This is a genomic window from Romboutsia lituseburensis (genome assembly GCF_024723825.1).
Taxonomy (GTDB): Bacteria; Bacillota; Clostridia; order Peptostreptococcales; family Peptostreptococcaceae; genus Romboutsia_F; species Romboutsia_F lituseburensis_A.
On sequence record NZ_JANQBQ010000001.1, the window covers coordinates 577,833 to 603,858 of the forward strand.

The 26,026-nt window shown below is 27.1% G+C and carries 28 protein-coding genes; 4 read left to right on the top strand and 24 right to left on the bottom strand.

Annotated features, from left to right (window positions below; translation table 11 throughout):
- Positions 1 to 173 precede the first annotated feature (173 nt).
- From fsa to NWE74_RS02860, 10 genes are all read right to left on the bottom strand, one after another.
- The gene (fsa, locus tag NWE74_RS02815) at positions 174 to 812 is read right to left on the bottom strand and encodes a fructose-6-phosphate aldolase (protein ID WP_258241722.1); all 639 of its coding nucleotides are present in this window, start codon (positions 810 to 812) and stop codon (positions 174 to 176) included.
- Positions 813 to 830: 18 nt separating this feature from the next.
- Entirely contained in the window at positions 831 to 1,760 is a 930-nt protein-coding gene (locus NWE74_RS02820) for a transketolase family protein (RefSeq protein WP_258241723.1), read from the bottom strand.
- Between the two features lie 2 nt (positions 1,761 to 1,762).
- Entirely contained in the window at positions 1,763 to 2,578 is an 816-nt protein-coding gene (locus NWE74_RS02825; RefSeq protein WP_258241724.1) for a transketolase, read from the bottom strand.
- A 103-nt stretch (positions 2,579 to 2,681) separates the two neighbouring features.
- On the bottom strand, positions 2,682 to 3,590 hold the full coding sequence (gene rbsK / locus NWE74_RS02830) for a ribokinase (RefSeq protein ID WP_258241725.1): 909 nt from the start codon (positions 3,588 to 3,590) through the stop codon (positions 2,682 to 2,684).
- 237 nt (positions 3,591 to 3,827) lie between these two features.
- Positions 3,828 to 4,652 (bottom strand): MIP/aquaporin family protein, encoded by an 825-nt coding sequence (locus NWE74_RS02835; RefSeq protein ID WP_258241726.1) that lies wholly within the window; start codon positions 4,650 to 4,652, stop codon positions 3,828 to 3,830.
- A gap of 337 nt (positions 4,653 to 4,989) precedes the next feature.
- Positions 4,990 to 6,003 carry a LacI family DNA-binding transcriptional regulator gene (locus NWE74_RS02840; RefSeq protein ID WP_258241727.1) on the bottom strand — a complete coding sequence of 338 codons (1,014 nt, stop codon included), beginning with the start codon at positions 6,001 to 6,003 and terminating at the stop codon, positions 4,990 to 4,992.
- Between the two features lie 272 nt (positions 6,004 to 6,275).
- Positions 6,276 to 7,403: a DUF1648 domain-containing protein gene (locus NWE74_RS02845; protein WP_258241728.1), complete on the bottom strand. Its 1,128-nt coding sequence runs from the start codon at positions 7,401 to 7,403 to the stop codon at positions 6,276 to 6,278.
- A 50-nt stretch (positions 7,404 to 7,453) separates the two neighbouring features.
- Positions 7,454 to 7,921, bottom strand: coding sequence for a GNAT family N-acetyltransferase (locus NWE74_RS02850; protein WP_258241729.1), 468 nt, complete (start codon positions 7,919 to 7,921; stop codon positions 7,454 to 7,456).
- 340 nt (positions 7,922 to 8,261) lie between these two features.
- Positions 8,262 to 8,693 (bottom strand): hypothetical protein, encoded by a 432-nt coding sequence (locus NWE74_RS02855; protein ID WP_258241730.1) that lies wholly within the window; start codon positions 8,691 to 8,693, stop codon positions 8,262 to 8,264.
- 221 nt (positions 8,694 to 8,914) lie between these two features.
- The gene (locus tag NWE74_RS02860; RefSeq protein WP_258241731.1) at positions 8,915 to 9,139 is read right to left on the bottom strand and encodes a hypothetical protein; all 225 of its coding nucleotides are present in this window, start codon (positions 9,137 to 9,139) and stop codon (positions 8,915 to 8,917) included.
- 209 nt (positions 9,140 to 9,348) lie between these two features.
- Here NWE74_RS02860 and NWE74_RS02865 point away from each other — a divergent pair, with 209 nt between their 5' ends.
- On the top strand, positions 9,349 to 10,947 hold the full coding sequence (locus tag NWE74_RS02865; protein WP_258241732.1) for a peptide chain release factor 3: 1,599 nt from the start codon (positions 9,349 to 9,351) through the stop codon (positions 10,945 to 10,947).
- Positions 10,948 to 11,001: 54 nt separating this feature from the next.
- Here NWE74_RS02865 and NWE74_RS02870 read toward each other — a convergent pair whose 3' ends face one another.
- The 4 genes from NWE74_RS02870 to NWE74_RS02885 all read right to left on the bottom strand — a co-directional run bounded on the left by NWE74_RS02870 (position 11,002) and on the right by NWE74_RS02885 (position 14,037).
- On the bottom strand, positions 11,002 to 11,772 hold the full coding sequence (locus tag NWE74_RS02870) for a class I SAM-dependent methyltransferase (protein WP_258241733.1): 771 nt from the start codon (positions 11,770 to 11,772) through the stop codon (positions 11,002 to 11,004).
- A gap of 69 nt (positions 11,773 to 11,841) precedes the next feature.
- Positions 11,842 to 13,065 (bottom strand): MFS transporter, encoded by a 1,224-nt coding sequence (locus NWE74_RS02875; protein WP_258241734.1) that lies wholly within the window; start codon positions 13,063 to 13,065, stop codon positions 11,842 to 11,844.
- Positions 13,066 to 13,119: 54 nt separating this feature from the next.
- On the bottom strand, positions 13,120 to 13,791 hold the full coding sequence (locus NWE74_RS02880) for a Type 1 glutamine amidotransferase-like domain-containing protein (RefSeq protein WP_258241735.1): 672 nt from the start codon (positions 13,789 to 13,791) through the stop codon (positions 13,120 to 13,122).
- Positions 13,792 to 13,863: 72 nt separating this feature from the next.
- Positions 13,864 to 14,037, bottom strand: coding sequence for a hypothetical protein (locus tag NWE74_RS02885; protein ID WP_258241736.1), 174 nt, complete (start codon positions 14,035 to 14,037; stop codon positions 13,864 to 13,866).
- Positions 14,038 to 14,261: 224 nt separating this feature from the next.
- Here NWE74_RS02885 and NWE74_RS02890 point away from each other — a divergent pair, with 224 nt between their 5' ends.
- Positions 14,262 to 14,486 (top strand): hypothetical protein, encoded by a 225-nt coding sequence (locus tag NWE74_RS02890; protein ID WP_258241737.1) that lies wholly within the window; start codon positions 14,262 to 14,264, stop codon positions 14,484 to 14,486.
- Between the two features lie 91 nt (positions 14,487 to 14,577).
- On the opposite strand, the gene NWE74_RS02895 is transcribed toward NWE74_RS02890, so the two are convergent.
- From NWE74_RS02895 to NWE74_RS02940, 10 genes are all read right to left on the bottom strand, one after another.
- Positions 14,578 to 15,048, bottom strand: coding sequence for a GNAT family N-acetyltransferase (locus NWE74_RS02895; RefSeq protein ID WP_258241738.1), 471 nt, complete (start codon positions 15,046 to 15,048; stop codon positions 14,578 to 14,580).
- 116 nt (positions 15,049 to 15,164) lie between these two features.
- Positions 15,165 to 15,602: a GNAT family N-acetyltransferase gene (locus NWE74_RS02900; protein WP_258241739.1), complete on the bottom strand. Its 438-nt coding sequence runs from the start codon at positions 15,600 to 15,602 to the stop codon at positions 15,165 to 15,167.
- Between the two features lie 153 nt (positions 15,603 to 15,755).
- Positions 15,756 to 16,964, bottom strand: a complete 1,209-nt coding sequence (locus NWE74_RS02905; protein WP_258241740.1) for a S41 family peptidase — start codon at positions 16,962 to 16,964, stop codon at positions 15,756 to 15,758.
- Positions 16,965 to 17,315: 351 nt separating this feature from the next.
- Positions 17,316 to 17,990: a PHP domain-containing protein gene (locus tag NWE74_RS02910; protein ID WP_258241741.1), complete on the bottom strand. Its 675-nt coding sequence runs from the start codon at positions 17,988 to 17,990 to the stop codon at positions 17,316 to 17,318.
- Between the two features lie 186 nt (positions 17,991 to 18,176).
- Complete coding sequence (locus tag NWE74_RS02915) at positions 18,177 to 19,529, bottom strand: MATE family efflux transporter (RefSeq protein ID WP_258241742.1); 1,353 nt, start codon at positions 19,527 to 19,529, stop codon at positions 18,177 to 18,179.
- A gap of 55 nt (positions 19,530 to 19,584) precedes the next feature.
- The gene (locus tag NWE74_RS02920) at positions 19,585 to 20,391 is read right to left on the bottom strand and encodes a MerR family transcriptional regulator (RefSeq protein ID WP_258241743.1); all 807 of its coding nucleotides are present in this window, start codon (positions 20,389 to 20,391) and stop codon (positions 19,585 to 19,587) included.
- 205 nt (positions 20,392 to 20,596) lie between these two features.
- Positions 20,597 to 21,772, bottom strand: a complete 1,176-nt coding sequence (locus NWE74_RS02925; RefSeq protein ID WP_258241744.1) for a DUF4932 domain-containing protein — start codon at positions 21,770 to 21,772, stop codon at positions 20,597 to 20,599.
- Positions 21,773 to 21,971: 199 nt separating this feature from the next.
- Entirely contained in the window at positions 21,972 to 22,538 is a 567-nt protein-coding gene (locus NWE74_RS02930; protein ID WP_258241745.1) for a hypothetical protein, read from the bottom strand.
- A gap of 360 nt (positions 22,539 to 22,898) precedes the next feature.
- Complete coding sequence (locus NWE74_RS02935) at positions 22,899 to 24,638, bottom strand: ABC-F family ATP-binding cassette domain-containing protein (protein ID WP_258241746.1); 1,740 nt, start codon at positions 24,636 to 24,638, stop codon at positions 22,899 to 22,901.
- Positions 24,639 to 24,841: 203 nt separating this feature from the next.
- Positions 24,842 to 25,153 carry a hypothetical protein gene (locus tag NWE74_RS02940; protein ID WP_258241747.1) on the bottom strand — a complete coding sequence of 104 codons (312 nt, stop codon included), beginning with the start codon at positions 25,151 to 25,153 and terminating at the stop codon, positions 24,842 to 24,844.
- Between the two features lie 211 nt (positions 25,154 to 25,364).
- Here NWE74_RS02940 and NWE74_RS02945 point away from each other — a divergent pair, with 211 nt between their 5' ends.
- Together NWE74_RS02945 and NWE74_RS02950 are read left to right on the top strand one after the other, a co-directional pair.
- Positions 25,365 to 25,586: a helix-turn-helix transcriptional regulator gene (locus NWE74_RS02945; protein ID WP_258241748.1), complete on the top strand. Its 222-nt coding sequence runs from the start codon at positions 25,365 to 25,367 to the stop codon at positions 25,584 to 25,586.
- A 4-nt stretch (positions 25,587 to 25,590) separates the two neighbouring features.
- Complete coding sequence (locus tag NWE74_RS02950; RefSeq protein WP_258241749.1) at positions 25,591 to 25,989, top strand: hypothetical protein; 399 nt, start codon at positions 25,591 to 25,593, stop codon at positions 25,987 to 25,989.
- Positions 25,990 to 26,026 lie beyond the last annotated feature (37 nt).

Here is a 26,026-nt window from a genome sequence, read left to right on the forward strand (position 1 = left end):
ACCTCCTACTTCTTTTAATAAACTTTTATTTCAGATTAGGTATCTTTAATATATTATGGATTTAATAGATTTTAGTACTTTGTACTAACTGATAAGTTTTTTATTTATACATAATAAAATACCCCTACGTATGTTTCTAAGACGCAGGGGTATTTTTTGTACAAAATTTTTAATTACATATTTTTATAATCAGCTAAAAACTTTTCTATTCCTATATCAGTTAAAGGATGCTTAGCCATTTGCTTTAATACATTAAATGGTATAGTAGCAATATCTGAACCTGCTAATGCACATTCAGATGCATGTATTGGATTTCTAACACTTGCTGATATTATTTCTGTCTTTATGTTATGAGCTTTAAATATAGTTGAAACTTCAGTTATTAAATCAATTCCAACCATACCTATATCATCTAATCTTCCTACAAATGGACTTACATAAGTAGCTCCTGATTTCGCTGCAAGTAACGCTTGTTGAGAAGAGAATATTAAAGTTACATTAGTTTTTATTCCCTTTTGAGTTAATATATTAACTGCCTTTAATCCTTCTATGCACATTGGTATTTTAATTACTATATTTTTATGTAGCTTTACTAATTCTAAAGCTTCTTCTACCATTTTATCACACTCTAAGCTTATTACTTCAGCACTTATTGGTCCATCTACTATCCCACATATTTCATTTATTACTTCTTTTATATCTCTTCCTTCTTTAGCTATTAATGATGGATTTGTTGTTACACCATCTAGTATCCCCCATGTTGCTGCTTCCTTTATTTCATCTACGTTTGCTGTATCTATAAATATTTTCATAATCTCTCTCCTATGTTATTAATTATTTATTTCTTCCATTACTACATTTTTTATATTTTCTTTAGTTAATCCATAGTGTTGTAATAGCTCTTTTGGTGTACCTGATTGTCCAAAAGTATCCTCTATCCCAACTTTTCTTACCTTAACTGGTGATTTTAAACTTGTTACAGCACACACTCTATCGCCTAATCCACCTATTATTGAATGTTCTTCAAAAGTAATTAAACACTTAGTTTCTTTAGCTGCTTTTATTAATATTTCTTCATCGATAGGTTTTATAGTAGGCATATGTATTACTCTTACATTAACATTATCATTTTCTAATTCTTTTGCTGCTTCTAATGCTATATTCGTAGTAAGACCTGTTGTAACTATTGTTATATCATTACCTTCTTTTACAGTTACACCTTTTCCAACTTCAAATTTATAATTTTCATCAAATATATCCTCTGCTGAAAGTCTTCCTAATCTTATATATACAGGTCCATTTATTCTTGCTGCTTCTTTTATTACTTGAGCAGTTTCAGCCTCATCTGCTGGAACTATTACCGTCATATTTGGAAGTGATGACATTAAAGCTATATCTTCTATCGATTGATGAGATCCTCCATCTTCTCCAACAGTTATACCTGCATGAGTTGCAGCTATTTTTACATTTAAGTTAGGATAACATATTGAATTTCTTATTATTTCAAATGCTCTACCTGTGGCAAATACTGCGAATGTACTTGCAAAAGGTATTTTTCCATAAGAGGCAAGACCTGCACTTAATCCCATTAGATTTTGTTCTGCTATACCTACATTTATAAATCTCTCTTTATATTCCTTTGCAAAGTCTGCTGTTTTAGTAGACTTTGATAAATCCGCATCTAATACTACTATATTTTCATTTTCTTTTCCTAATTGCACTAATGCTTTTCCGTATGCTTCTCTAGTAGCTAATCCCATTACTATACCCCCTTAGACTCTAATTCTTGTATTGCTATGTTTCTTTGTTCTAAACTAGGAGCATTCCCATGCCATCCTGCTTCATTTTCCATAAATGAAACCCCTTTACCTTTTACAGTTTTAGCTATTATAACTGTTGGCATTTCTTTTGTATTTTTTGCAATTTCAAATGCTTTTTCTATTTCTTCAAAAGAATGCCCATCTATTTCTAATACATTTAAATTAAATGCTTTTAATTTATCTTTTAAAGAATATATATTCATTACATCTTCATTTTTACCATCTATTTGTAATCCATTGTTATCTATTATCGCTACTAAGTTATCTAATTTATAGTGTGCAGCTGCCATAAGCGCTTCCCATACTAGTCCTTCTTGTACTTCCCCATCTCCTAGTAATGAGTACACTCTAACATTACTTTTATCTATTTTAGCACCTAAAGCTATTCCCACTGCATTTGATATACCTTGACCTAAAGAACCAGTAGATACATCAACACCAACTAATTTCTTGCTATCCGGATGCCCTTGTAGTGGTGAATGTAATTTTCTTAATGTATTTAACATCTCTTTATCAAAGTAACCTCTTTGAGCAAGTGTTGCATATAAAACAGGTGCTGCATGACCCTTACTTAGTACAAATCTATCTCTATCTTGCTTTTTAGGATTTTGTGGATCTATATTCATTTCTTTAAAGTATAAATATGTAAGTATTTCAACTGCTGATAAAGATCCACCTGGATGCCCTGATTTTGACGAATAAATCATATCAACGATATTTTTTCTAATTTCGTTTGCATTGCGTTCTAAACTTTTCATAATTTTACCTCCCGATTTTATTTCAACTAAATTAAAAAATAATACTTCCGATTTTAATATGTATTATTTTTTAATTTAGATATTATAATTTTTATTAATTGTACTAGAATTTGTAGTTTTCAATGTCATATAAATTAGGTATTGAAGTTTGTGCTCCTACCTTAGTAACACATAAAGCCCCTACTTTTGATGCAAATTCCATAGCCTCATCTATACTCTTATTTTGAGAAAGTGCTACTGATAATGCTCCTGTGTAACTATCCCCTGCAGCTGTAGTATCTACTGCATCTACTTTATATGATTTTTTAAATTCCATAGTATCTTTATCTAAGTAAAGACTTCCCTTCGATCCTAATGTAACTATAAGTTGTTTTACACCTTTTTCTATCATTACGTTAGCTGCTTTTTTTATATCATCTTCACAGTTTATGCTTACTCCACTTAATATCTCTAATTCAGTTTCATTTGGTGTTAATAAATCTACATTTTTTATAATGTCATCGCTTAACTTAACTGCTGGTGCTGGGTTTAATATTGTAAACTTACCTAGTTCTTTCGATTTTTCTAAAGCATATTTTATTGTATCTATTGGTGTTTCAAGTTGTATTACTACTGTAGCGCTTTCCTTTATTGCATCTATACATTTATCTATATCAGTTTCTGTTAACTTAAAGTTTGCTCCTGGTGAAACTACTATAGCATTTTCAGCATTTTCATCTACTGTTATAAGAGCTACACCACTTGGTCCTTCTTCAACTTGTACATATTTAGTATTTACATTGTCTGCTTTTAATTGTTTTAATAAACTTTCTCCAAAACCATCATTTCCAACTTTACCTATCATATATACATCTCCACCAAGTCTTGATGCTGCAACAGCTTGGTTTCCACCTTTTCCACCTGGTATTTCTCTAAATTTGCTTCCTATTAAAGTTTGACCTTTCTTTGGCATTTCACAAACATTTACAACTAAGTCCATATTAAGGCTTCCTATTACACATATCTTTTCCATATTAAATTCCCCTCTCTACTGTCATGTAATTTTATTTTTTATATATTTTCATACTATTAAACATTTCAAACCCTACAAATATCGTTTTCATTAAATATATAATATAATATTTTTTTATTAATTGCAATCATTTTTTCATATTTTTTCATATTTTTTTCATATTTTTTACACACGCTTTAACTTTCTTTATATAAAAATTGCACTAGTATAATATACTAATGCAATCATTTTCCTAATCTATGCAACTTCACCTATTAATTCATTTGATATTTTTTCATTTTTGCTTAATAGCTTGATAGCAATAAATGTAACTAATGTTAATCCTAACATCATATAAAGTCTATAATCTACTATGCCTTCATATAAAGCATTATGTACTAATCCAGAAGTAGTTGCTCCCATTATAGGTGCTACTACAGGTATCCATGCATATTTAAAGTCAGAACTTCCTTTACCTGGTATTGGAAGTAGGAAGTGTGCTAAACGTGGACCTAAGTCTCTAGCTGGGTTTAATGCAGCTCCTGTTACTCCTCCAAATGATGTACCTACTAAAAAGATTAAACATCCAACCGCTAAAGGCTTTAATCCTCCTGGGAATGTATTTGTATCAATTCCTAATATACAAAATACTAATCCAAATGTTACTATATATTCACTAAAAAAGTTTGCTACATTATTTCTTATAGTTGGAGCTGTTGCAAATATTGTTAACTTAGTTTTTGCATCGTCTGTTTTTTCCCAATGATCAATAAACTGAAGATAAACTAAAAGTGAACCAAACATTCCACCTGCTATTTGTGCTAATATATATCCTGGTACTAAACTCCATTCAAAACTTCCTTTTACAGCTTGCATAATAGTTATTGCTGGATTAATATGTGCTCCACTTATATCTCCTAAACAAAATATAACCATGGCAACTGTGCATCCCCAAGCAATATTTATTGCTACATTTCCTGCTTGATATGACCCTGAAGTTTTTAATGCATTTCCTGCTAAAACCCCACATCCAAAGAATATTAACATTGCTACACCTATAAATTCTGCTAAATATACATTCATTTTAATCTCTCCCTTTGAATTTTTTTGTTTTTTTATTGATACTTCCTATAAATTTCCCTTTTACTTTCACATTTGTTTCATGTCTGTAATATCGTTTTCCTATTCTATATTCATATAATATATTATTTTTTTTATTTTTTCAATACTTTTTTCATATATTTTTTCATATTTTTTTCATATTATTTTTCATTTATTCCATTTTTGTTTCATATATTTTATTTATCACTATTTTAGAATAAAATTTCACTTATCTTAAGTCACTGTATTTACACTAATTATACGTAGATTTTGAGGTCTCATAATTTTATTAAACAAAAAAATAGAGGTCATTTGACCTCTATTTTTTATTATTTCCTTTTAATTTTTCTGAACCTCTTATTACGATACTTGGCTTTAATACTATGTTTTGAGTGGCACAAGGTTCTTCATCTATTAACTTTTTTGATAATACTTCAAAAGCCATTTTCCCCATTTCAGAAGTTGGCCTAGATACAACACTTATATTTAATCCTAAGTATGTAAAGAATTCTAAGTCATCAAATCCTAATAATGATATATCTTGTCCTATTTTTATATTCATCTCATTTAATGCATTTATAGCACCTAGTGTCATCATATTATTGCAGATAAATATCGCTGTTACATCTTTATTATTTTTTATTATCTCTTTTGTAAATTTATATCCTGAGTCAACATGAAAATCACCTTCATATATATACTCTTCATTAACTTCTAAGCCATTTATTTTGTGTGCTTGTTTATATCCTTCTAGTCTATGCTGTGCTGTTTCATATTCCAATGGACCTGTTATTACTGCTATTTCTTTATGACCCGAAGTTATTAAAGTATCTACTCCATCAAAAGCACCTTTTTGATTGTCAATAAAAACTCCGTCAAAATCACAGAATATCAAATCTCTGTCTAATAGTATTACAGGTACACCTAAAGAGTTTAATTTTTGAATATGTTGCTTAGTTGTTTCTCTATTTTTTATAGTGGTAGTAATTATTAACCCACAAATATTAAAATCATTTAAAACATCTATTATTTTCATTTCTTTTTCTATACTTTCACCGCTATCAAATGAAAATACATTATAATTTAATTTTTCTGCTTCCTCAGTTAATCCTTTAAGAGCATCTGTAAAAAACATGTTTGATAAGTCTGGAAATACTACTGCAATGTTTCTTTCTCTTACATATGTTTTATCTTGTTCTTTTATTTCTTGTATTGCATTTTTTATAAGTTCTCTTGTTTCTTGTTTTACATATCCTGATTTATTTAAATATCTAGAAACCGTAGCTATAGATACTCCTGATTTAGCTGCTATATCTTTTACTTTTATGTTCATCTAAAAACTATCCCCCTAGGTTATACGTTTATATTATAATTATACTCTATAAAATATTATTTTACAAAATTTCTGCATTTATTCACTTGGAAATATTGTATTTTATACATTGTAATTTATTAGTTACCATTTTATTTTTTGAAGTGCTATAATAATTTTAAAATTTATATATAAATCAAATCTAGGTGGATTTGAATCTATGATTGATAGATAATTACATAAATATAACTTAAAACCCCTATCTAATCTTTCGCTAGATAGGGGTAGTTTGTTTATATAAAAAATGGAATTATAAGTGAACCAACTATCATTACTACTAAAAGTATTGTGATCATTTTTCCTTTAAAACATGCTAAGTTAAAGGTCCATCCTGCTCCAAATCTTTTCTCTACCATAAATGATGAGTCGTCTTTATTGTAATATATAAATCCATAAATCCATTTTTCATCATCTGAATCTAATGAATTTATATCTTTGTTTTTGCTTTTTAATGATGAAAGTCTAATAAAGTAATACATGGATACTATGCCGAAAAACATTGGTAAAATCATACTTGGTATAAATAATATCATTGGTACATCCATTTGATTAACCATGAAAATTGGCATCGTTGTCGTAATTGATTGTATACTTAAAGTTAGTAGTAAAAAACAATATCCTAATCTATTTAGGTATTTTATAGCTTTTTTTCTGTTCTCTTCTAAATTAATAATATCTAAATACACTCTTGCACCAATTGTTTCTACTGTCATAAATGCCATTAGTACTACTAATGTTAAATCTATAAAACTAACAAAAAATACACTTTGCAAGCTTTTTTGTGAAAATCCATCCGGCTTTCCATCTGGTCCCCAGTGTGTAATTATTGTATCTGGCAAGTTATTATAATTAAAAGCTAAGTATAATGCTGAAATTATAGATAATGCTACGCATATTCCAAATAATACAGTAAATTTTTTCTTCAATCTAGTCTTTGCATTTAATAATTGTGTATCTATAATTATTTTTTTACTTTCATTCTCATTTTTTAAATTATGATTTTCTTGTAAATTTAGTATATTACTTTTTAATGCTTTCACTTCTACATAATACGTTTTTAGAAAAACAAAGGATACGATTGTATATCCAAGCATTAGGATTACTATAATTATTTCACTACTATACTTTTTTAAGACCATATTAATTATAAATATTAATAACATTATTAAAAATGTTAAGTTCATTTTTCTTTTATAGCCTTTGTCAATTCGCTTTTTATCTTCTTCATTTAATGTAATATTTTTTACATATACACCATAAAAATAATTTTTACCACTTATAAACTGTATGTTATATATAAGTAAGTGAGCCATTAAAAATATAGGCATAAATACTGCTAAAAAAACCATATTGTTATTCATATTGCTTCCCCCATACTCCCTATAATAAATACTGCATATGTAATTATATTTTACAACGTAAGCTCCATTGGTACATATCTTATTCCATTTTTAATCTGCTCTATATCTGTGGCTATAAAGCCTATTTTTTCATAAAATTGTATCGCATATGGCGATGAATTTAGCTTAATTTTATCTATATTTTTTGATTTTAACCTACTAGCAATTTCATTGACTAATTTCGTTGCAATACCCATTCTATGATATTTCTTGTCTACAAAAACAAGTGATATATGATTTCTTGTACTAATAGCTAATACTCCAATAATTTTATTGTTATGAAAAGCTCCTATCATCATTTGCTCACCCGTTTTAAATTTATTAATAAACTCTTTATTTTCAATTATTTTATTTATAAATTCATTTACTCCCTCTTGGCTATATTCTGGAGCATCAAATTCCATAAATACATCTTTTACTAATTCAAACGCTTCTTCTATATCTCTAAAATCAACGTTTTTAATACAGTAATTTTCCATCATATCCCCCCTTGTATTTTCCCCTTTTTTATACTTTATTAAGTCATCTAAAGAATTCATTCAAATAGCCTCACACTAAAAATAAAATTAGATGTTCCTAATAAGTTTATAGTAAGTTTTAATTTAATTATAACAGAAATTACATATTTTAACTTATTTATTAAATATACACTTAGTTAAAACACATTTTTATAAAGTTATATTTTTATACACAAAAAAAGAGAGCCAAATTATTACTCTCTCAACTCAAAATACAATAAATTAGTTAAACTCATTTAAAATAGTCAATTATATTAGTATTTTTAATATAATTGACTATTTATAATTAATATATCTCAAACTATTTTTGTAATCCTGCTAATTTTAATGCTATTTCTTGTTTTTTAGCTTCAAATTGCTTTTGTAACTCTGCTTGCTTTAATACTATTTCTTGCTTTTTAACTTCAAGTTGCTTTTGTAATTCTGCTTTTCTCTGTTCTTTATTTGCCCCTTTTAATTGTGCTATTTTTACTGCTATCTCTTGTTTCTTAGCATCAAGTTGTTTTTGTAGCTCTGCTTGCTTTAATGCTACTTCCTGCTTTTTAGCTTCAAGCTGTTTTTGTAGCTCTGCTTTTTTTAATGCTACTTGTTGTTTAACTGCAGTTACTTTTGAAGATATTTCTGTTTTAGTTATAGTTCTTGCTTGTGCATTAGATATTATCGGAGTAGATAAGTTTAATGCTAATACAGCTCCCCCTACTAATGCTATTACTCTTGATCTTGATTTTTTCATATGTGTTTCCTCCTCATAATATTAGTATTAATCCACCTTACGGTTCATTAATACTAATATTATCGTTGGTAATGGTTAAATCTTTAGGTAAATATAAAACATTTAACATTGATTTAATATTAGTTTCTAAATTTTAACCTAACCACTTTATATATTAACTCAGTATCTGTTGTAAATAACTCAATTTTCCTATTAAATTATTTCAATAAATTCGCTAGCAACTATTCATTGTTTTTTTCTGCTAATATTAGATATCCAACGCCTATAACTAATGAAATAATGCTTAATGTCGTAAGGGTACCTCCTACATAACTTAACATATTAAAAAACAACTGTTCATCCCATGAAGAAAGATTTGATCCAAAAATTGCAGCACTTATATATCTTGTTGAATACAATATTGCCGATATCAAACAAAATATTGCTCCAGTTCCTCTTCTATTCATAGTTTCCTCCCTCTACTTTTTATTTAATTGTAGCAGAATTATTACACATTAGTTAGCTTCCATATTGACAGTTTTGCAATAAAGTTGTAATATCAATAGGATTATAGCTTTTTATAGTACATAAAAAATTATGTCCATTTTAAAACTGTTAATAAATATAATTTTTTATATTTGGATAATCATAAAATTAAAATAAAGGATGATAAAAAATGACAGAACAAAATTTAAACTTGATTGATGAAGTTAAAAGAAGAAGAACTTTTGCAATCATTTCCCATCCCGATGCAGGAAAAACTACATTAACTGAAAAGTTCCTATTATATGGTGGAGCCATTCGTGAAGCAGGATCTGTTAAATCAAGAAGATCTCAAAAACATGCAGTCTCTGACTGGATGGAAATTGAAAAACAAAGAGGTATATCTGTTGCATCAAGTGTTCTTCAATTTGAATATAATAACTTTTGTATAAACATTCTTGATACTCCTGGACATCAAGATTTCAGTGAAGACACTTATAGAACTCTTATGGCAGCAGACTGTGCAGTAATGGTTATTGACTCTGCTAAAGGGGTTGAGGAGCAAACAAAGAAATTATTCCATGTTTGTAAAATGAGAGGAATTCCAATTTTCACATTCATAAATAAAATGGACCGTCAAGGAAAAGACCCATTTGAGCTACTTGAAGATATTGAAAATGTGTTAGGAATTCGTTCTTGCCCAGTAAACTGGCCAATTGGTTCTGGTAAAGAATTTAGAGGTGTATTTAACCGTCATAAAAATCAAATAGAATTATTTGATGATGGTAACCACGGACAATCTATTGCTAACTCTATAACTGGAGAAGTAACTGATGAAAAATTCAATACTTTATTAGGTGATGCTCTTCATTCAAAATTACTAGAAGACATTGAACTTTTAGATATAGCTGGTGATAATTTTGATTTAGATAAAATATTAAATGGTGAATTATCACCTGTATTCTTCGGAAGTGCCCTTACTAACTTTGGTGTTGAACCATTTTTAGAGTCATTTTTAGAGATAACACCACCACCTATGCCTCGTAGCAGTAACTTAGGTGATATAGACCCTAATTCTGATAACTTCTCAGGATTTATATTTAAAATCCAAGCTAATATGGATAAAGCTCATAGAGATAGAATTGCATTCCTTAGAATTTGCTCTGGTAAATTCGAAAAAGGTATGGCAGTAAATCATGTTCAAAGAAATAAGAAGATAAAACTTTCTCAACCACAACAGTTTGTGGCACAAGACCGTGTTATAATAGATACAGCTTATCCAGGAGATATTATAGGTATACACGACCCAGGTATATTTAATATTGGTGATACTTTAAGTGAAAAACAATCAAAGCTTGAGTACACTGGTATACCACAATTTGCTCCTGAACATTTTGCAAGAATTTCTACAAAGAATGCTCTTAAGAGAAAGCAATTTGTAAAAGGTATTACACAATTAGCAGAAGAAGGTGCTATACAAGTATTCAAACAACCTAACTTTGGTATGGAAGAACTTATAGTAGGAGTTGTTGGAGTTTTACAGTTTGAAGTTTTAGAATATCGTCTAAAGCAAGAGTATGGTGTTGACATGTTAATGAACTCACTACCTTACCGCTATGTACGTTGGATTGAAAATGATATTTCTAAATCTGGCAAGCTTTCAATGCCAATGGATACACTACTAGTTGAAGATAAAAATAGAAATCCAGTTGTATTATTCCAAAATGAATGGTCTATTAGACACTTCATTGAAAGAAATGAACATTTAAGTTTAAGAGAAACTTCTTTATAATATATTAAAAAAAGGATGTAGTAATAAAATATCACTACATCCTTTTACATTCAATTATAATTTTATTGCTTTAGTTGCAATAAATGTATCTATATGATTATCTAATAGTCCATCCCCTAACTTATCTTCATAAAAACCACTAATTACAAAACCAGCGTCTATTTGACCTCCTATTTGACTTTGTAGAGAGTGACCAAATTCTAATGTATCTTTAGTTTGTATTCTTTCTTCTAACTGATCCTTTGGAAGTTGTTCTATATCAGAATATGGTATGCTATTTCTAACAATTAATTTATTATTTTTTTCCCATTCATATAAATCAAATATATATGAAATAGGATTTGAAAATCCTGCTATCAATATGCCTCCTGGTTTTAGCACTCTATAGCATTCTGACCATACCGTTTCGACACTATCAATAAAACAGTTAGATACTGGGTGAAATATAAAATCAAAAGTTTCATTATCAAACCTTGATAGATTTCTCATATCACCTTGTTCAAGTTTTATATTTAAGTTATCTCTATTAGCTACCATTTCATCTTTTGATAATTGCTCTTTGCTATTATCAAAAACTGTTACATTAGCCCCAAGTGCCGAAAATATAGGCCCTTGTTGCCCTCCCCCAGATGCAAGACATAATAAGTCTTTTCCTGCTACATCTCCTATCCAATTGTTAGGGACAGGCTTTGTTGGAGTTAACAGTATTGTGCAATTTCCCTTCTTAGCCATTTTTACATCTACAGAACTCACTGGTATCGTCCATTTATTTCCTATTTTAACTTCATTGTCCCAAGCAATTTCATTGTGTTTTCTTATATCCATTATCTTAATACCCCCTATTTTGTTATATCTACAACATACCACTATATCTTTCTAGTAGTTCAAATTCACTTATTTTACATCTATTTTTTCAGCTTCATAATTTATAAACTTTTTTACCTCTGGATTTACAACAATACTGCATACAATAATAAGTCCAACTATGGCACTTCCTATTATAACAGCCCTAGGATTCATAAATTCACCTAATACACCGCCAACAAAGTTTCCAATAGGTGAAATAGCCATCGCTAGGGTACCTATTGTAGCAAATACCTTTCCTCTTTTATCAGCTGGTGTCAATTCCATTATTGTTGAGTTTGCAACTGTGTTAAATACAAACATAAATCCAAATGCACTAGTAAAGCATATGATGACGATTACAAAATTATTTATAAATGCCCCTAAACCTATAAGCGATACAAACGTTACTATTGAAAATATATAAACATTATATTTCTGATTTGACTTAATAGTTATAAATGATAATATAAGTGTACCTATTAAAAACCCAAAGCTTTGAAATCCATTTAAAATCCCATACTTAGCCATGCCAAGAGAAGGATCAGATACAAACCAAGGTATTATTAGAACTCTTATCATTCCAAATAAAAAATTTACAAAGAAAGCCATAATTAAACTTCTAATTAATCCTTTAAATCTTAGTATGAATTTTATACCTTCCATAAAATCTTCTCTAAAAGTTATATTTATATTTTTTCTTTCTATTTCAGGAATTTTAATAAATCCTTCGGTAAAAGATGAAAATAGGTATGATATTGAATTGATTAAAAACATTAATGGTGCTCCTATGACTGTATATAGAACACCTCCTATAGATTGACCAACTATGTCTGCTCCTGTAGTTGCCATTTGATATGATGAGTTTGCTTTAATTAATTTATCACTTGGGACTATTTCTGGAAGTACAGACTGTATTGACGGATTGAAAAAAGATGAACATATTCCAAGCACTATTCCCATTAACATTACCATCCATATTTTCAATGAACCATTTAGTGCTAATATAGCAATAATTAACATTCCTATTCCTCTTATTAAATCCCCAAGTATAATTAACTTTTTCCTATCACATCTATCTACTATAACACCTGCAAAAGGGCCTAGTATTATTCTAGGTATTGTAACTAAAGCCATAATACTACCCATAATTGTGGTTGATCCAGTTTCTTGCAATACCCAAAAACCTAAAGCCATTGAATATAATGCATCTCCAAAAACAGATACTAATTGACCTTGCCATAGTAGAAAAAAATTTCTATTCCATAACTTCATAGCATTCCCCCTAAATATAGTAATTTAAAATACTATCAATAATAGTATATCTAACTAATCAACTTTATTAAATTTAATCACATCACCAACTAATTCTATATTATCATTATTTATAACAATAGCTCCAGTATCCTTAATAGCATAAACTGTTCGTCTTTTTTCATCCAACACTCGATTTATACAAGACTTTTGCATATCTGTTTCATTATAATGAACTTCGATATTAAAATTTTTTATAATGTCTAATCCTCTATTGTATGAAAAAGTATCATAATCTTTATCCGGAGAAATATGATATTCTTTAGTTTGTATCATAGCACCAGCACTAGCACCTATTATTATACCTTTGAATGTTTCTATGTGTTTTATTAAACCTAATTCCTTTAATCTATCCATTGTTTTGTCTGGAAGTCCTCCAGTAAAAAATAAAATATCACTCTTTTCTATCATTTCTATGATATTTTCTTTCTTATCTGTGAAATAATTTATCCAGATAATATCATCTTCTCTAATCCCATAACTAGCAAATGAAGATACTACTTCCTTATAATATTTTCCATAGTTAGGATTATATGATTTTTGCCAATCTTCATCACTACTTATTTTCCTATCATCAAATGATAAAGGCACTATTAATACTCTATGATTACTATTAATAATATCTTTTAATCTTTCATAACACCAAGCCTCATCAAAATTATATCTACTAAGTAAGATATTTATCATGTTCTCCCCTACCTTATTCTAATGATTTATTTTGTATAAAGTATAAGTATTACTACTATACTTTCTTCATTTTTATTTAAATATGAGATTAGTTATAGTCCCTAAAATTAAAGCTGGAATTGCAGCTACTATTAATATACCTATTACAACGGTTAAAGATAATTCAAACAATTGAGCTATAAATAGCCCTGCAATAATTGCATAAAATAATATATAATCTAATTTTCTAAATGATGAAAAGTTCATCTTATTACCACCTCTTTAACTCATAATTTATAATGATTGTTAATTTAATTATATCAAGAATTAGAGTTTAATTGTCTATTATATCCATATACAAGTATATATCTATTTTTAACTGACTATTTACTAAAATATTTAGCTTCTTTAATAATGATATTTAGTGTATGAATACTAAGTTTTAAATTCTGCTATAATTTAATTAATATTGTTGAAATTTTTAGGGAGGGATGTTTATTAAAAATCAAATTAAATATTTTTTATTAGGTATTATAGTAATATTATTCAGTTCACCATTGGGCTATTCAATGATTAATATGATTTATGCTAATAAAAATTTAACTGGCTCATTTGATATTTTATTAAATGGATTCATACATTCATTTATGCTAGTTGGAGTTCTTATATTTATGGCTGGATTGGTAAATATGTTTGTTGAAAAAAATCACAAGTAAGTGTTTTATTAAGTTTGATATTGAGTAGTACTTTTTTTGAACAATAAAAGAGGATTATATCACTACTCTCCTCTTTTATTGTTTGAAATATCTATTTATTTAAACATCTCATAACATAAAATTCGCCTTTCCCAATATAAGTTTCTTGCTGCTTAACTTCTATAATTTCAAATCCTTGAGATTTATAACAATTAACAGCTCTTTTATTCCAAGTTCTCACTTCTAATATTACAGGTTTATTTGGATATTTGTGCTTACATTCATATAATGCTAATTTTGTAATCATTTTTCCTATACCTTTATTGCAGTATTTAGGATTTATACCTATACCAAAAAATATACTATCTCCCTCATCTAATAGATTTATAAATCCTATTAGTTCATTTTCTTCATTTACAAATGATGTAAACCTCTCTCTCTTTAAATCATCGCATAATGAATACTGTTCTTTAATCATCGTCTCCCATCCAGGTAGATTATAAATCTTATACTCATCTTCATATTTCCATTTTGACACCTGTATTGCTTGTTCTTCACTTAGCTTACCAGATTTTAATTTCATATTTCCCCCTTAATTTTCATATCTAGCATACTACCTAAGTATAATTTTGCACAATCAATATTTGAATGTAAATTTAATTTTTAATTAATATTTTTTAAGTAGTTTATAAGCACGTATTATTGTTCAATTGGTAATATATAATTATCTTCATCAAAATTTTTCACCTTAATCATATACGAACAATGCTCATTAGCTGTTTTAAATCCTAATTTATTATAAAAATTTTCTTTATCTGGTGTAGCTAAATAAATAGTCCTTACCTGCATTTTTTCTTGTTCTAATAACTTTTCAATCATCTTTCTTCCTATAGATTTTCCTCTATAATTAGGGTGTACCAATACATCTATTATTGTAGCCCATCTTACTTCATCACTTAATGCTCTAGCCATTGCTATTAAATTATCCTTATCCCAACAAGTTATAATACATGATGATTTTTTTATTATTTTTTCCCAATCATCGTATTTATTTGGCACCTTCCAAGTTGCGTATTTACAATAAAATTCCTTTACTTTAAATATATCAACATCTTTATTATTATTATAAGTAACCATCTTCGCTCTCCCCCCTACTCACAATTCATTCTGCCTTCTATATTCCATATTGTTTCTCTATGCCTTGTTATATATATTTTCAAGCATTATTCCTCCTCTAGTACCTATTTGGAGTATCTCCCTTATGTATAAACTATTTATGAGTATACTAATTCAATTTCTATTTTTTATATACTTAATTAAATCATCTAAAGAATTCATGTATAAATCTAATGATGTTCCATTTTCTAAATTGCTACTGCCATCTTGATTCAAACCTTTCTCGGCTGTACTTCTAACAACTAATCCACTATTCGGTAATTTAAATACTATAGGGTCAATACCCACACCATCTCCACCACTATTTTCATTACCTACAACCTTTGCCCAGCCACTATCTTTGCAAAACATAGCAAATCCCTCAGATGATGAAAATACACCTCTATCTACTAATAAATATATATTTCCACTATAACCATTTTCATCCTGCTTAATTTTATACATATTTCCATTATAAATATTTAATTTATACTCAGTATAATATTTATAATCCTCTATATTTTTTACTTTATCTAGTATATCTTTATCAGGAAATTTATTTATTTCTTTTAAATCTATACCTCTTTTTGCATAATAATCTTTTGTTATTTTTCCGCCCTTATGAAGTGCATATGTAGTGCTCTCATATGTCTTATTTATTATCGGACTTACAATATGATTAATCCATAATTGATTATTCCCACCACCATTGCCTCTTATATCTATAATATAATCGTTATACTTATTAATCTCTTTATATAATTTATTTATTTTACTAATATCCTCATCACTAAATACTGTAAAGTTATTAACTTTAAGATATGCTATCTCATTATCAATTATATTTGTTTGTATATTGTCTTTATTATTTTCATAAATCTTTTCATTAACTTTTTTATCTAAACTTTGCAAATTATTGTTTTGCGCTAAATAATTTTCCCATTTTTTATTTTTATCTACTAAATTTTTATCATTTAAAATGTTAAGTTGATAATCGCTTTTATATGTACTTCTAAACCAATCTATTTTATCTGGGGGAATTAAATTAGTGTGGTCATCTTGAAGTAAACTTATTGAAGCATTCATTATGTCATAAAATTCCTGATTGTTATTACTATTTTCTATTTCTTTTTTTAAAATTTCATAAAGATTTAAGTATTCTGTTTTGTATTTATTATAAAACACATCAAAATTACAGTAATTTTCTTTCATTGTATTTATATAATAGTTAAAATCCTCTACTTTTTGTTCTTTACTTAATTCTTTTAATTTCTCGTCTCTGCTACATCCAATTGATAGGCTTAATAAGAAAATTAATAAAATTAAACTTATTATTCTTCTCAAATAATTACCTCCTAAAAATAAAATTATATACATTCTCTTAACGTTAATCTTTTATTATTCAATGCATGCATAATTTTTCACCCTCAAATAATAAAATTTATGAACAATTAACTTTGTCCTATAACTTATTTTTCATATATCTATTTCCCAAAAGTTATTTAGTTTGCTAATTTATAAATATCATTGTATAGCTACATATAAATAACAATGAATTAAAATATCTGAAAAACTTAGCATACCAAAATACCCTACGTCTATTTTCTAGACGTAGGGTATTTTGCATCAACATATCTTATATTCACTTTTTATTTAAATATATCTTTTATTTGTATTAATGATATTACAATTTTACTAATCCATTCCGATTATCTTAAAATCTTTAGTTCTTAATATATCAACTAATTCATTATCCGAAGTAATTTTTTTATCTGTATATATACCCGTTGCACATAGGTCTTCTTGCTTATGTACATCACTTCCACCTGTAGCTATTAAAGTTGGATTCGCTTTATAAATAGCTTCCGTCAAATCATTATGATTGTTGTGTCTTGGGTTTAGATTGAATATTTCTAATCCATGTAAATAGTTTATATCTTCTAGTTTACTACCTCTTTCTCTATGAGGATGAGCTTGTATAATAACAGCTTTGTCCTTGAACTTATTATAAAATTCCTTCAATTCCATTTCTATCATCCACTCATTTTCTAAAAAATCATTCTTTTCAAATCCATATACTAAAAAGTCATTAGTATCACTTTTAAAACTAATTTCCATACCTAGACCTATGTAAAAATCTTTATCTTTGCAATATTCTTTAGCTCTATCATAGCTATAGAAATATTCATTTGTCTTTTCCTTCCAATCCTCTTTATTACATTTTCTGTAATAGCCCCTTCTCATGTGATCTGTAATTACTAGCCCAGAATATCCTTCTTCTATATATTGGTCTATTATTTCTTCTATACTAAGGCGTCCACAAGGACTAACCTCTTTTGTATGTACATGTAAGTCATATTTAAATTTCATATTTTTTCTCCTTGATGTAATTTCCCTTTTTATTTTATATTGATTTAAATCTTCTATCCTTTAATATATCATAATAATTGCTAATAATTAATACTTGAAACCAAAATATAAGTTTTTTCATAGTCTCTACTTAAGCGTAAAAAGACCTATCATAATAATTAAAATAATTATATGATAGGTCTTTACTTATCTAACTACAGGTTTGCATTCTGAATTTACACTACTTAACTTATTTTTCTTTAATAATCTATAACATATAAATATAGTCACTACCTCTGCGAAAACTATAGTTCCCCATATTCCATTTATTCCAAATAAATAAGGTAGTACAAGGATACCAACAAATATAAAAATTAACCCTCTACTTGCTGCTACTATTATTGAAGATTTTGCATCATCAATAGCTGTAAAATAAGAAGATATTAATATATTTAAACCATTAAATAAAAATGCTAATCCATAAATTCTCGCTCCCGTACTTGCCATTTCTAATACGTTTTTTCCATCTTTCAAGAAAATATTTATCAAAGGCTTAGAGAACATAGCCATTATTATAAATATTATAACTCCGATTACTATATTAACGATTACTGATGCTTTTAATAGCTTTTGTACTCTTTCATTATTCTCAGCACCAAAGTTATAGCTTACTATAGGTCTAATACCATCAGCTATACCAAATAGTATCATATATCCAACTTGAGCTATATAATTGATGATAGAGAATGCAGCTATACCACTTTCACCAGCTATTTTCATAAGTGCAGTGTTAAATAAAAACATAGACAATGCATTTGATATTGAAGAAACTCCTTCTGATGAACCATTGTACATCATTGGGAATATTTCAACTTTAGCAAATTTTCCTTTATATATGTTAATAGAAGATTTTTTGCTTAAAAAAGGTATTATATTTATAAAAAATGCAGTAGAATATGAGATTCCAGTTGCTAATGCAGCTCCACTTATTCCCATATTGAATTTTTTAATTAATAAATAATCTAACACTACATTTATTAATACTGCTACTATCATACTTATTAATGATATTGTTGGTTTCCCAATTGACCTTACTACCATTTCAAATAAGAACATTGCAGATACAAATATTACAAATAACGATATAGTCTTTATATAAGTAGAAGCACCTTCTACTAATGCATCATTAGCACCTAGCATTAATGCTATATTATCACTAAAAAATAAACCTAATATAGTTACAGCAACTGATGCTAGAACTAATAAAATTAATGCTGTCCTAAATACATTTTGTGCTTTTTCAGTTTCTCCTTTGCCTAGGCTTATACCTATTATACTTTGAGCACCAACACTTATAACTAAAGCATAAGCCATTATAAGTTGCATATAGGGCTGAACTAAATTTACACTAGCTAGAGCATTTTCTCCTATTATATTTCCAACAAATAACCCATCTATTATTCCTTGTATTCCTATAAATATCATTCCTATGATACTTGGTATCGTAAATTTAATAAATAGCTTAGATAGTCTTTCTGTTCCTAAAATTGTTTGATCCATACTTATCACCTCGAAACAAGTATAAACCTTTTTGTAACACAAATGTCAATAGCAATTAATCTAAAGGTATAGTTATTTCTACAAAATTAATTGTTCCTTTTTCATTGTATACTACCCATATCCAATTAATACTAATATCTAGATTTAGATTTTCTTTATTATCGTAAAAGTTACTTAAAATCAATTTTATATATTCTTCTACTTCATCCATAGTTCCTACAAACTTTGTTTTAATAAAATTCCCTTTGTATTTTTTCTTATATATTTTTTTATCTTCTTCAATGATTAAGTTACTTGTATTGTATTCATATATAGCCATATATTTTTTATCATCTATTAGTGTATTTTTATCTTTAGCTTCATACATTATCATCCACGGCTCTAAGTACAAAGACCTTAAAGAACTATCTTTTTGTTTAATTTTACTATTTATTAGATATTCTATAGGAATAAATACTATTGTATTATCTTCATTCTTGATTTCTAGTTTCTCAAAATCGTAGTTATTTTCAAAATTAAGCATTTCATTTAAAATTTCTTTCTTTTGTTTTGCTTGTTCTTTTATTTTTAGTAAATGTTCAATCTTTTCATCTATAGTTTTTTCTTGTAAATCTATTAAATCTATGTAATTATCAATACTTTCATTTTTTAGTGCTTCTTTAATATTAGATAAAGGTATTTCTAAGTACTTTGCATCTAATATTAAATCTAGCATTTCTATTTCTTTTAATGAGTAATATCTATACCCATTATCTTCATTAATTATAGGTTTTAATAGACCTATCCTATCATAGTGTCTAAGTGTTTCAGATGTAATATTAAATAACTTACTAATTTGCCCTACTGTCATTAACCATTCCATAATCTCTGCTCCTAAGTTTAATCTATCTTTAAGTTTTTGTTTATCTATATTATACCAATTTTAATTATATATCATAATACACTCATTAAAGTAAACATTTTATAGAGCAATAAAAATAGAGAGTATTAAGTTTATATATACTCTCTAGTTAATTTAAATTATAAGTTTTTAACAGTCTATACTTAACCATGTTAAGTTCTAAACTTTAATGATTTTTCTGCATCAATTTATCTAATAGTTTTAAAATTTGAGGATAGAAATCTTCAAATGTTTTATACTTATCTCTATTTGGCTCATACTCTTTTTTTAGTAAATCTATTATATCCTCTACATAAATAAAACCACGTTCTTTTTCCATTTTTAGATACTTATTAGCTTCTTCTTTAGTTCCATAAATATCAGTAACCCTTATAACAACAGCTCTTACAATATGTTCATTTAAGCAAGTCTCCCACGTAGAATATGCTTGCTTTTCCATATCAGCTTTTATTGGTTCATAAAGTTTAGAATATTTATTAACTTCTTTAATATTTTCTGTAGCTAAGTAGTTTACAAAAGAATGGCCAAATTCGTGTCTAACAATATATTTAAAATATACATCATCAGAAAATACTGGTACGTCATTTTTTATTCCTCTTGATCCTAATATAGAGTATAAATCATAGCTTCCATCTTTATTTTTTATTTTAGGACCATAATTATTTGCATAAAGCATGCCATTTAGTACGATATTATATCCTCTTTGCTCTTTACCATAGTATTTTTCTACTTGAGAAACATAATCTATATCTTCTAAATTATTTACTGTATTGTCTATTATCTTATTATAATAATCTAAATGTTCATTATAAAATTCATAAAAATTTGTTTCAGCACAAAAATCATTTAGTGCTTCAACGAATTTTAGAAACTTCTTTTCTCCTCCAGCTCTTTCCATACACTGAGTATAAACATAATCTTGTTTATCTATATCTTCTCTTAAGGTTAAATTTGGTGTATTGCTTAAAAATAGCATAGCTGTAGGTGGTGCATCATAACTAAATCCATTATTATTAAACATTGATCTAAATATCTTTACTGCTTTATGATTTTTAAATTTGTTAAAGCGTTCTTCTACATCTTTCTTATATGATAAGTCTTCTGGTGTAATGCTCTTAGTACTTTCATTATAATCTGGACATAAATAGATAATTACAGATAACAACTCTATTCTAGGGTCTACTATCATATTAATATTATTAAACTCTTTTACTATCTCTTTATTTTCTTTTCCATTAGTATCATGTTTATTCTCAACTCTAGTGGAAGTACAACCTGTAACAAACAATAACGTTATGCAAAGTACTAATGAAATAACTTTATTCTTTTTCATTTTATTCATTATTTCCCCCTAATACAATTTTAGTTAAAGTAACTATTCTACTAAAGCTATTCATATTCCTCTATTGTACTCTTTTATCAAATATCCACTAAAATACGGATTCCTAACCATCACTTTTATAAATTTTAAGCTCTATTATATTTAAAAATATATTTACACAGGTAATTCAATCATCCTAATTCATATATGCCTGTTAGATTTAATTAATATCATCATTAGTATATTTTTTAGCTTTAAAAGTATTTTTATCTACAATAAATAATTCTTCTTTACTCACTTCTCCATTTACATTTATACCAAAAACATAATAATCACCTTTTATAGTTTCAATTTTTTCATCTTTAATGTACATAACATTGTCATATATATTACCGTATTCATCTACTATTGCTTGTCTAGCTTTAATAATTTTTGAAATTCCATTTTCTTGATTTACATAATTAGGGTCTTTTTTTATCTTAGAATAAGTTGCTTCTATTTTTTCTTTATCTTTCTTTCTTAACTCTTCTTGCTTTCTTTTTATTTCCTCTTCTTCTTTTCTTTTTAATTCTTCTTCTTCTTTAGCTGTATCTTTTTCAGTAGCATTATTATTTTCTTCCTTAGTCTCTTCTTTTGAACTACTATCTTTTTTATCCTCTTTTTTTTGTTCTTCTTTTTTATTAGAAGTATCTTGCTTTCTTATTTTTTTATTAATTCCTAAACCCACAGTTACGCATAAGCTTAAAGCTAGTATTCCTATTAATAATTTTTTAGGTATTTTTTTCATTTATCAAAATCCTCCAAATAATATATTGCTATTAATTTCATAATGTCAAGAAGTATCCTGGTAAATAAACATTTTAATTGTCATGTTAATTACAACACATTTGTATTACTTCTAAAACTTTTCTATACCTTTTATTAACTTTATATACGACAATCTTAATTTCTTCTTAAGTAAAATTTTCGAATTTATAAGTCTTCGTCGGATATTTTATTATAATTTTTTAATTAAATTTGTGCATAGTGCTGTATTCTAAATAAAATATAAGAATAAATAAAAAATAGCCTCTTAAAATTAACAGATTTTTAATTTAATCTGCAAACTCTAAAAGGCTTATAACTTACTTATTTAAAAAGAAACTATTTAAAGTAACTTAATCAGTCCTTCTAACTCTTCAGATAAAGTTCTTGCAAGTTCAAAGTCAGTGTCCACTAAAGCAAGTGCTATTTTCATTTCAACTTCTTTTTTCTTTTGCTCTATTTGTAAATAGTCTTTATCAAAATGAGTATCATAAATCATCTTTCTAAATTTACGCATATTAACTTTTCTAATTTTCTTATCTTCTATCATTAAAACATAATCCATAGAATTAATTATAAAATGATAATCATGAGAAATCATTAAAACTGCACCATTATAATTTTTTACAGCTTTCTCAAGAGCTACTTGTGAATAAGTATCTAAATGACTTGTAGGTTCATCAAGAAGCAACATATTTGCTTTACTAGCTGAAACTTTAGCTAATTGAAGGATATTTTTTTCTCCACCAGATAAAGATTCTATCTTTTGTTCAATAAATTTTTCTCCAAAACCATAGTTTGAAAGATATCTTCTAATCTCTCTGTAAGTTTCAAATCCTGCATCGTAAAACTCTTCAAGTATTGTATTAGACTCATTTAGTATCTCGCCTTGCATCTGAGATAAATAAGCCACTTCAATGTCATCATTTATTTCAATAGAATCACTATTATTTTTAAATATTGATCTAAGTAAAGTCGTTTTTCCAACTCCGTTTGTACCAATAATAGCTACTTTATCATTAGATTTTATCTCAAAGTTAACATCTTCTAAAAGTACTTCATCAAAAGCTACACTAAAATCATTAACTTTTAAAGCAACAGTCTCTTCTATTTCATTATCAGTAACTAAATTTATATCAGGTTGTTTAATATCTACAAATGGAGCTTTAATTCTACGTGCTTCTAATCTTTCTTGAATTTTAACTCTAGCTTTTAAAGCTCTTCCGTTAGATGCTTCCGCATTATAAGTTGCTCTTTCTCTTAGCTTTTCTATTAAAGCTTCATTTCTTTCAATTTCTTCATCATCAGCAATAGCTAATTCTTGCATCTCAATCTTAGTTTGAAGTAATGAGAAATTATAATCAATATATCTTCCATCAAATTCTTGAAGTTCCGTATTTTCAAGGTGTATAATTTTATTAAAGCAATGATTTAACAGATATCTATTATGTGTAATAATTAGCATTGTTTTTTTGTGAGAGTTAATTAGATTCTTAAGAGAATTAAGATTCTCAAAATCTAAAAATACATCTGGCTCATCCATAATCATTAGGTCTGGCTTATTAAGCATTTCCTTAATTACTTGAATAAGTTTAAACTCCCCACCACTAAGTTCAGATATCATTCTATCTTTATGCTTATTTAAGTTTGCAAGATTTAGTTTTTTATTAATATTGCTTTCGTAATCATCACCATCGATTGCATCAAATGCATCTAAAGCTTCTTGGTACTGTTCTAATAAAGTCTCTATATCTGAAGATGTTTCCATTTCAGTACAAATAGATGCAATTTTTTCTTGCAGTTTAATAAATTCTTCTGCTATATATTCAAAAACAGTAGTTTCTTTTGTTTTTTCTAATTGTGAGAACTGGCTTACATATCCAATTCTACAGTTTTGATCCATTTCTAATTTACCATCAAACATGTATCTTTCTGGATCCATAATTATATCTATCAGTGTACTTTTTCCGCTACCACTGGCTCCTATAAAAGCACAATGTTGACCTTCTTCTAATGTAAATGAAATATTATTGTATAGATCTTTGTTCGGAAATGAGTAAGACAAGTTGTCAATTTTTATCATATTATTACCTCTCTTTATCATTTAAAAAGAGCTTATAAAAATAAGCTCTTCTATGTATAATAACGACATTCTTTTTTTTAATTTACTTTTGTAAGCATAACATTTTTTGCGACTAATTTCAATCATTTTAATTAAATCTTATTATAACTAAGTGTTATTTAAAAAGAAATATTTACACAAAAACATATTGCTATGTCTTAATCTTATTGGATAAATTTTAGTCTTTTTTTCTTTACTATAATCACCTCTGTAATAATAAATATAATGAATAGACTCACTAATAATAATGCTATCCCTACTGGTACTTCAATAATATATTTATCTACTATCATGATTACTCCTAGTATAGCTGAAATTGTACCAGTTAAAAAATATGCTTTAGAGAATAAATTTATATATCCATCCATGTCTTTTATTTTTTTAGAAATATCCATTCCATATTTTTTTACATTTTTAGTTTTCTTTAGTTGATATGCTCTGTATATAAACCAAAAACCTATTAATATATTTAGCATTTATCTCTCCCCTTTTCATAAACATATCAATATCATTATATCATATTGTTTGAATAAACATTTTAAGTATACCTAGATTTTACTTTAATGGATGTCTATTTTTAAATGTGTTTTTATTGAACAGTCATAATTGTAAAGATATCTTTACATTATTAGGTAAATATTGTATATTAATAGTAAAGATATCTTTACACTATAAAGGAGGATTCAATTGAAAGTTATAAATCATATAAAAGAAATTAGAAAGCAAAAAGGAATAACTCAAATAAAAATGGCACAAGATTTGCAAATCACTCGTCAAACTATTAATGCTATAGAAAAGAATAAGTACAACCCAAGCTTAGAACTTGCATTAAAATTAATCAAATACTTTGATGTACCAATAGAAGAATTGTTTTATTTAGAAGAAGATAATAATGATAAGGAGAAATAAAATTATGAAACAAACAAATATAAAATGGCTTATTATATTTTTAATTTTTTTCACAGTATGTTCACAAATAGGTTTTTATATTGGAGGAAACATAGCTGGAATATATAATTTAGAAAATATAGCTGCAACACTTGTAGGTTCATCTATAGCTTCTATTATATCAGTAGTAATTACCATAAATCATAACAAAAAGAATATCCCTGAGTTTGATGAACGTAGTATCGCTCTAATAAAGAATGTTAGCCATTACATAGCTCATGCATTCCTACTTATTAGCTGTGTAATTATTTTAGTTTTATCTTTAATTGGTGTACATACAATAGATATTCAAGCTATAGCTGCCTATCTATCTATAATATATCTTTCGATTGGGGTAGGAATCTTAGTTATTAAAAACATATAATAATAATTAGTTTCTAAACAGTTCTTAAAGTTGAGTT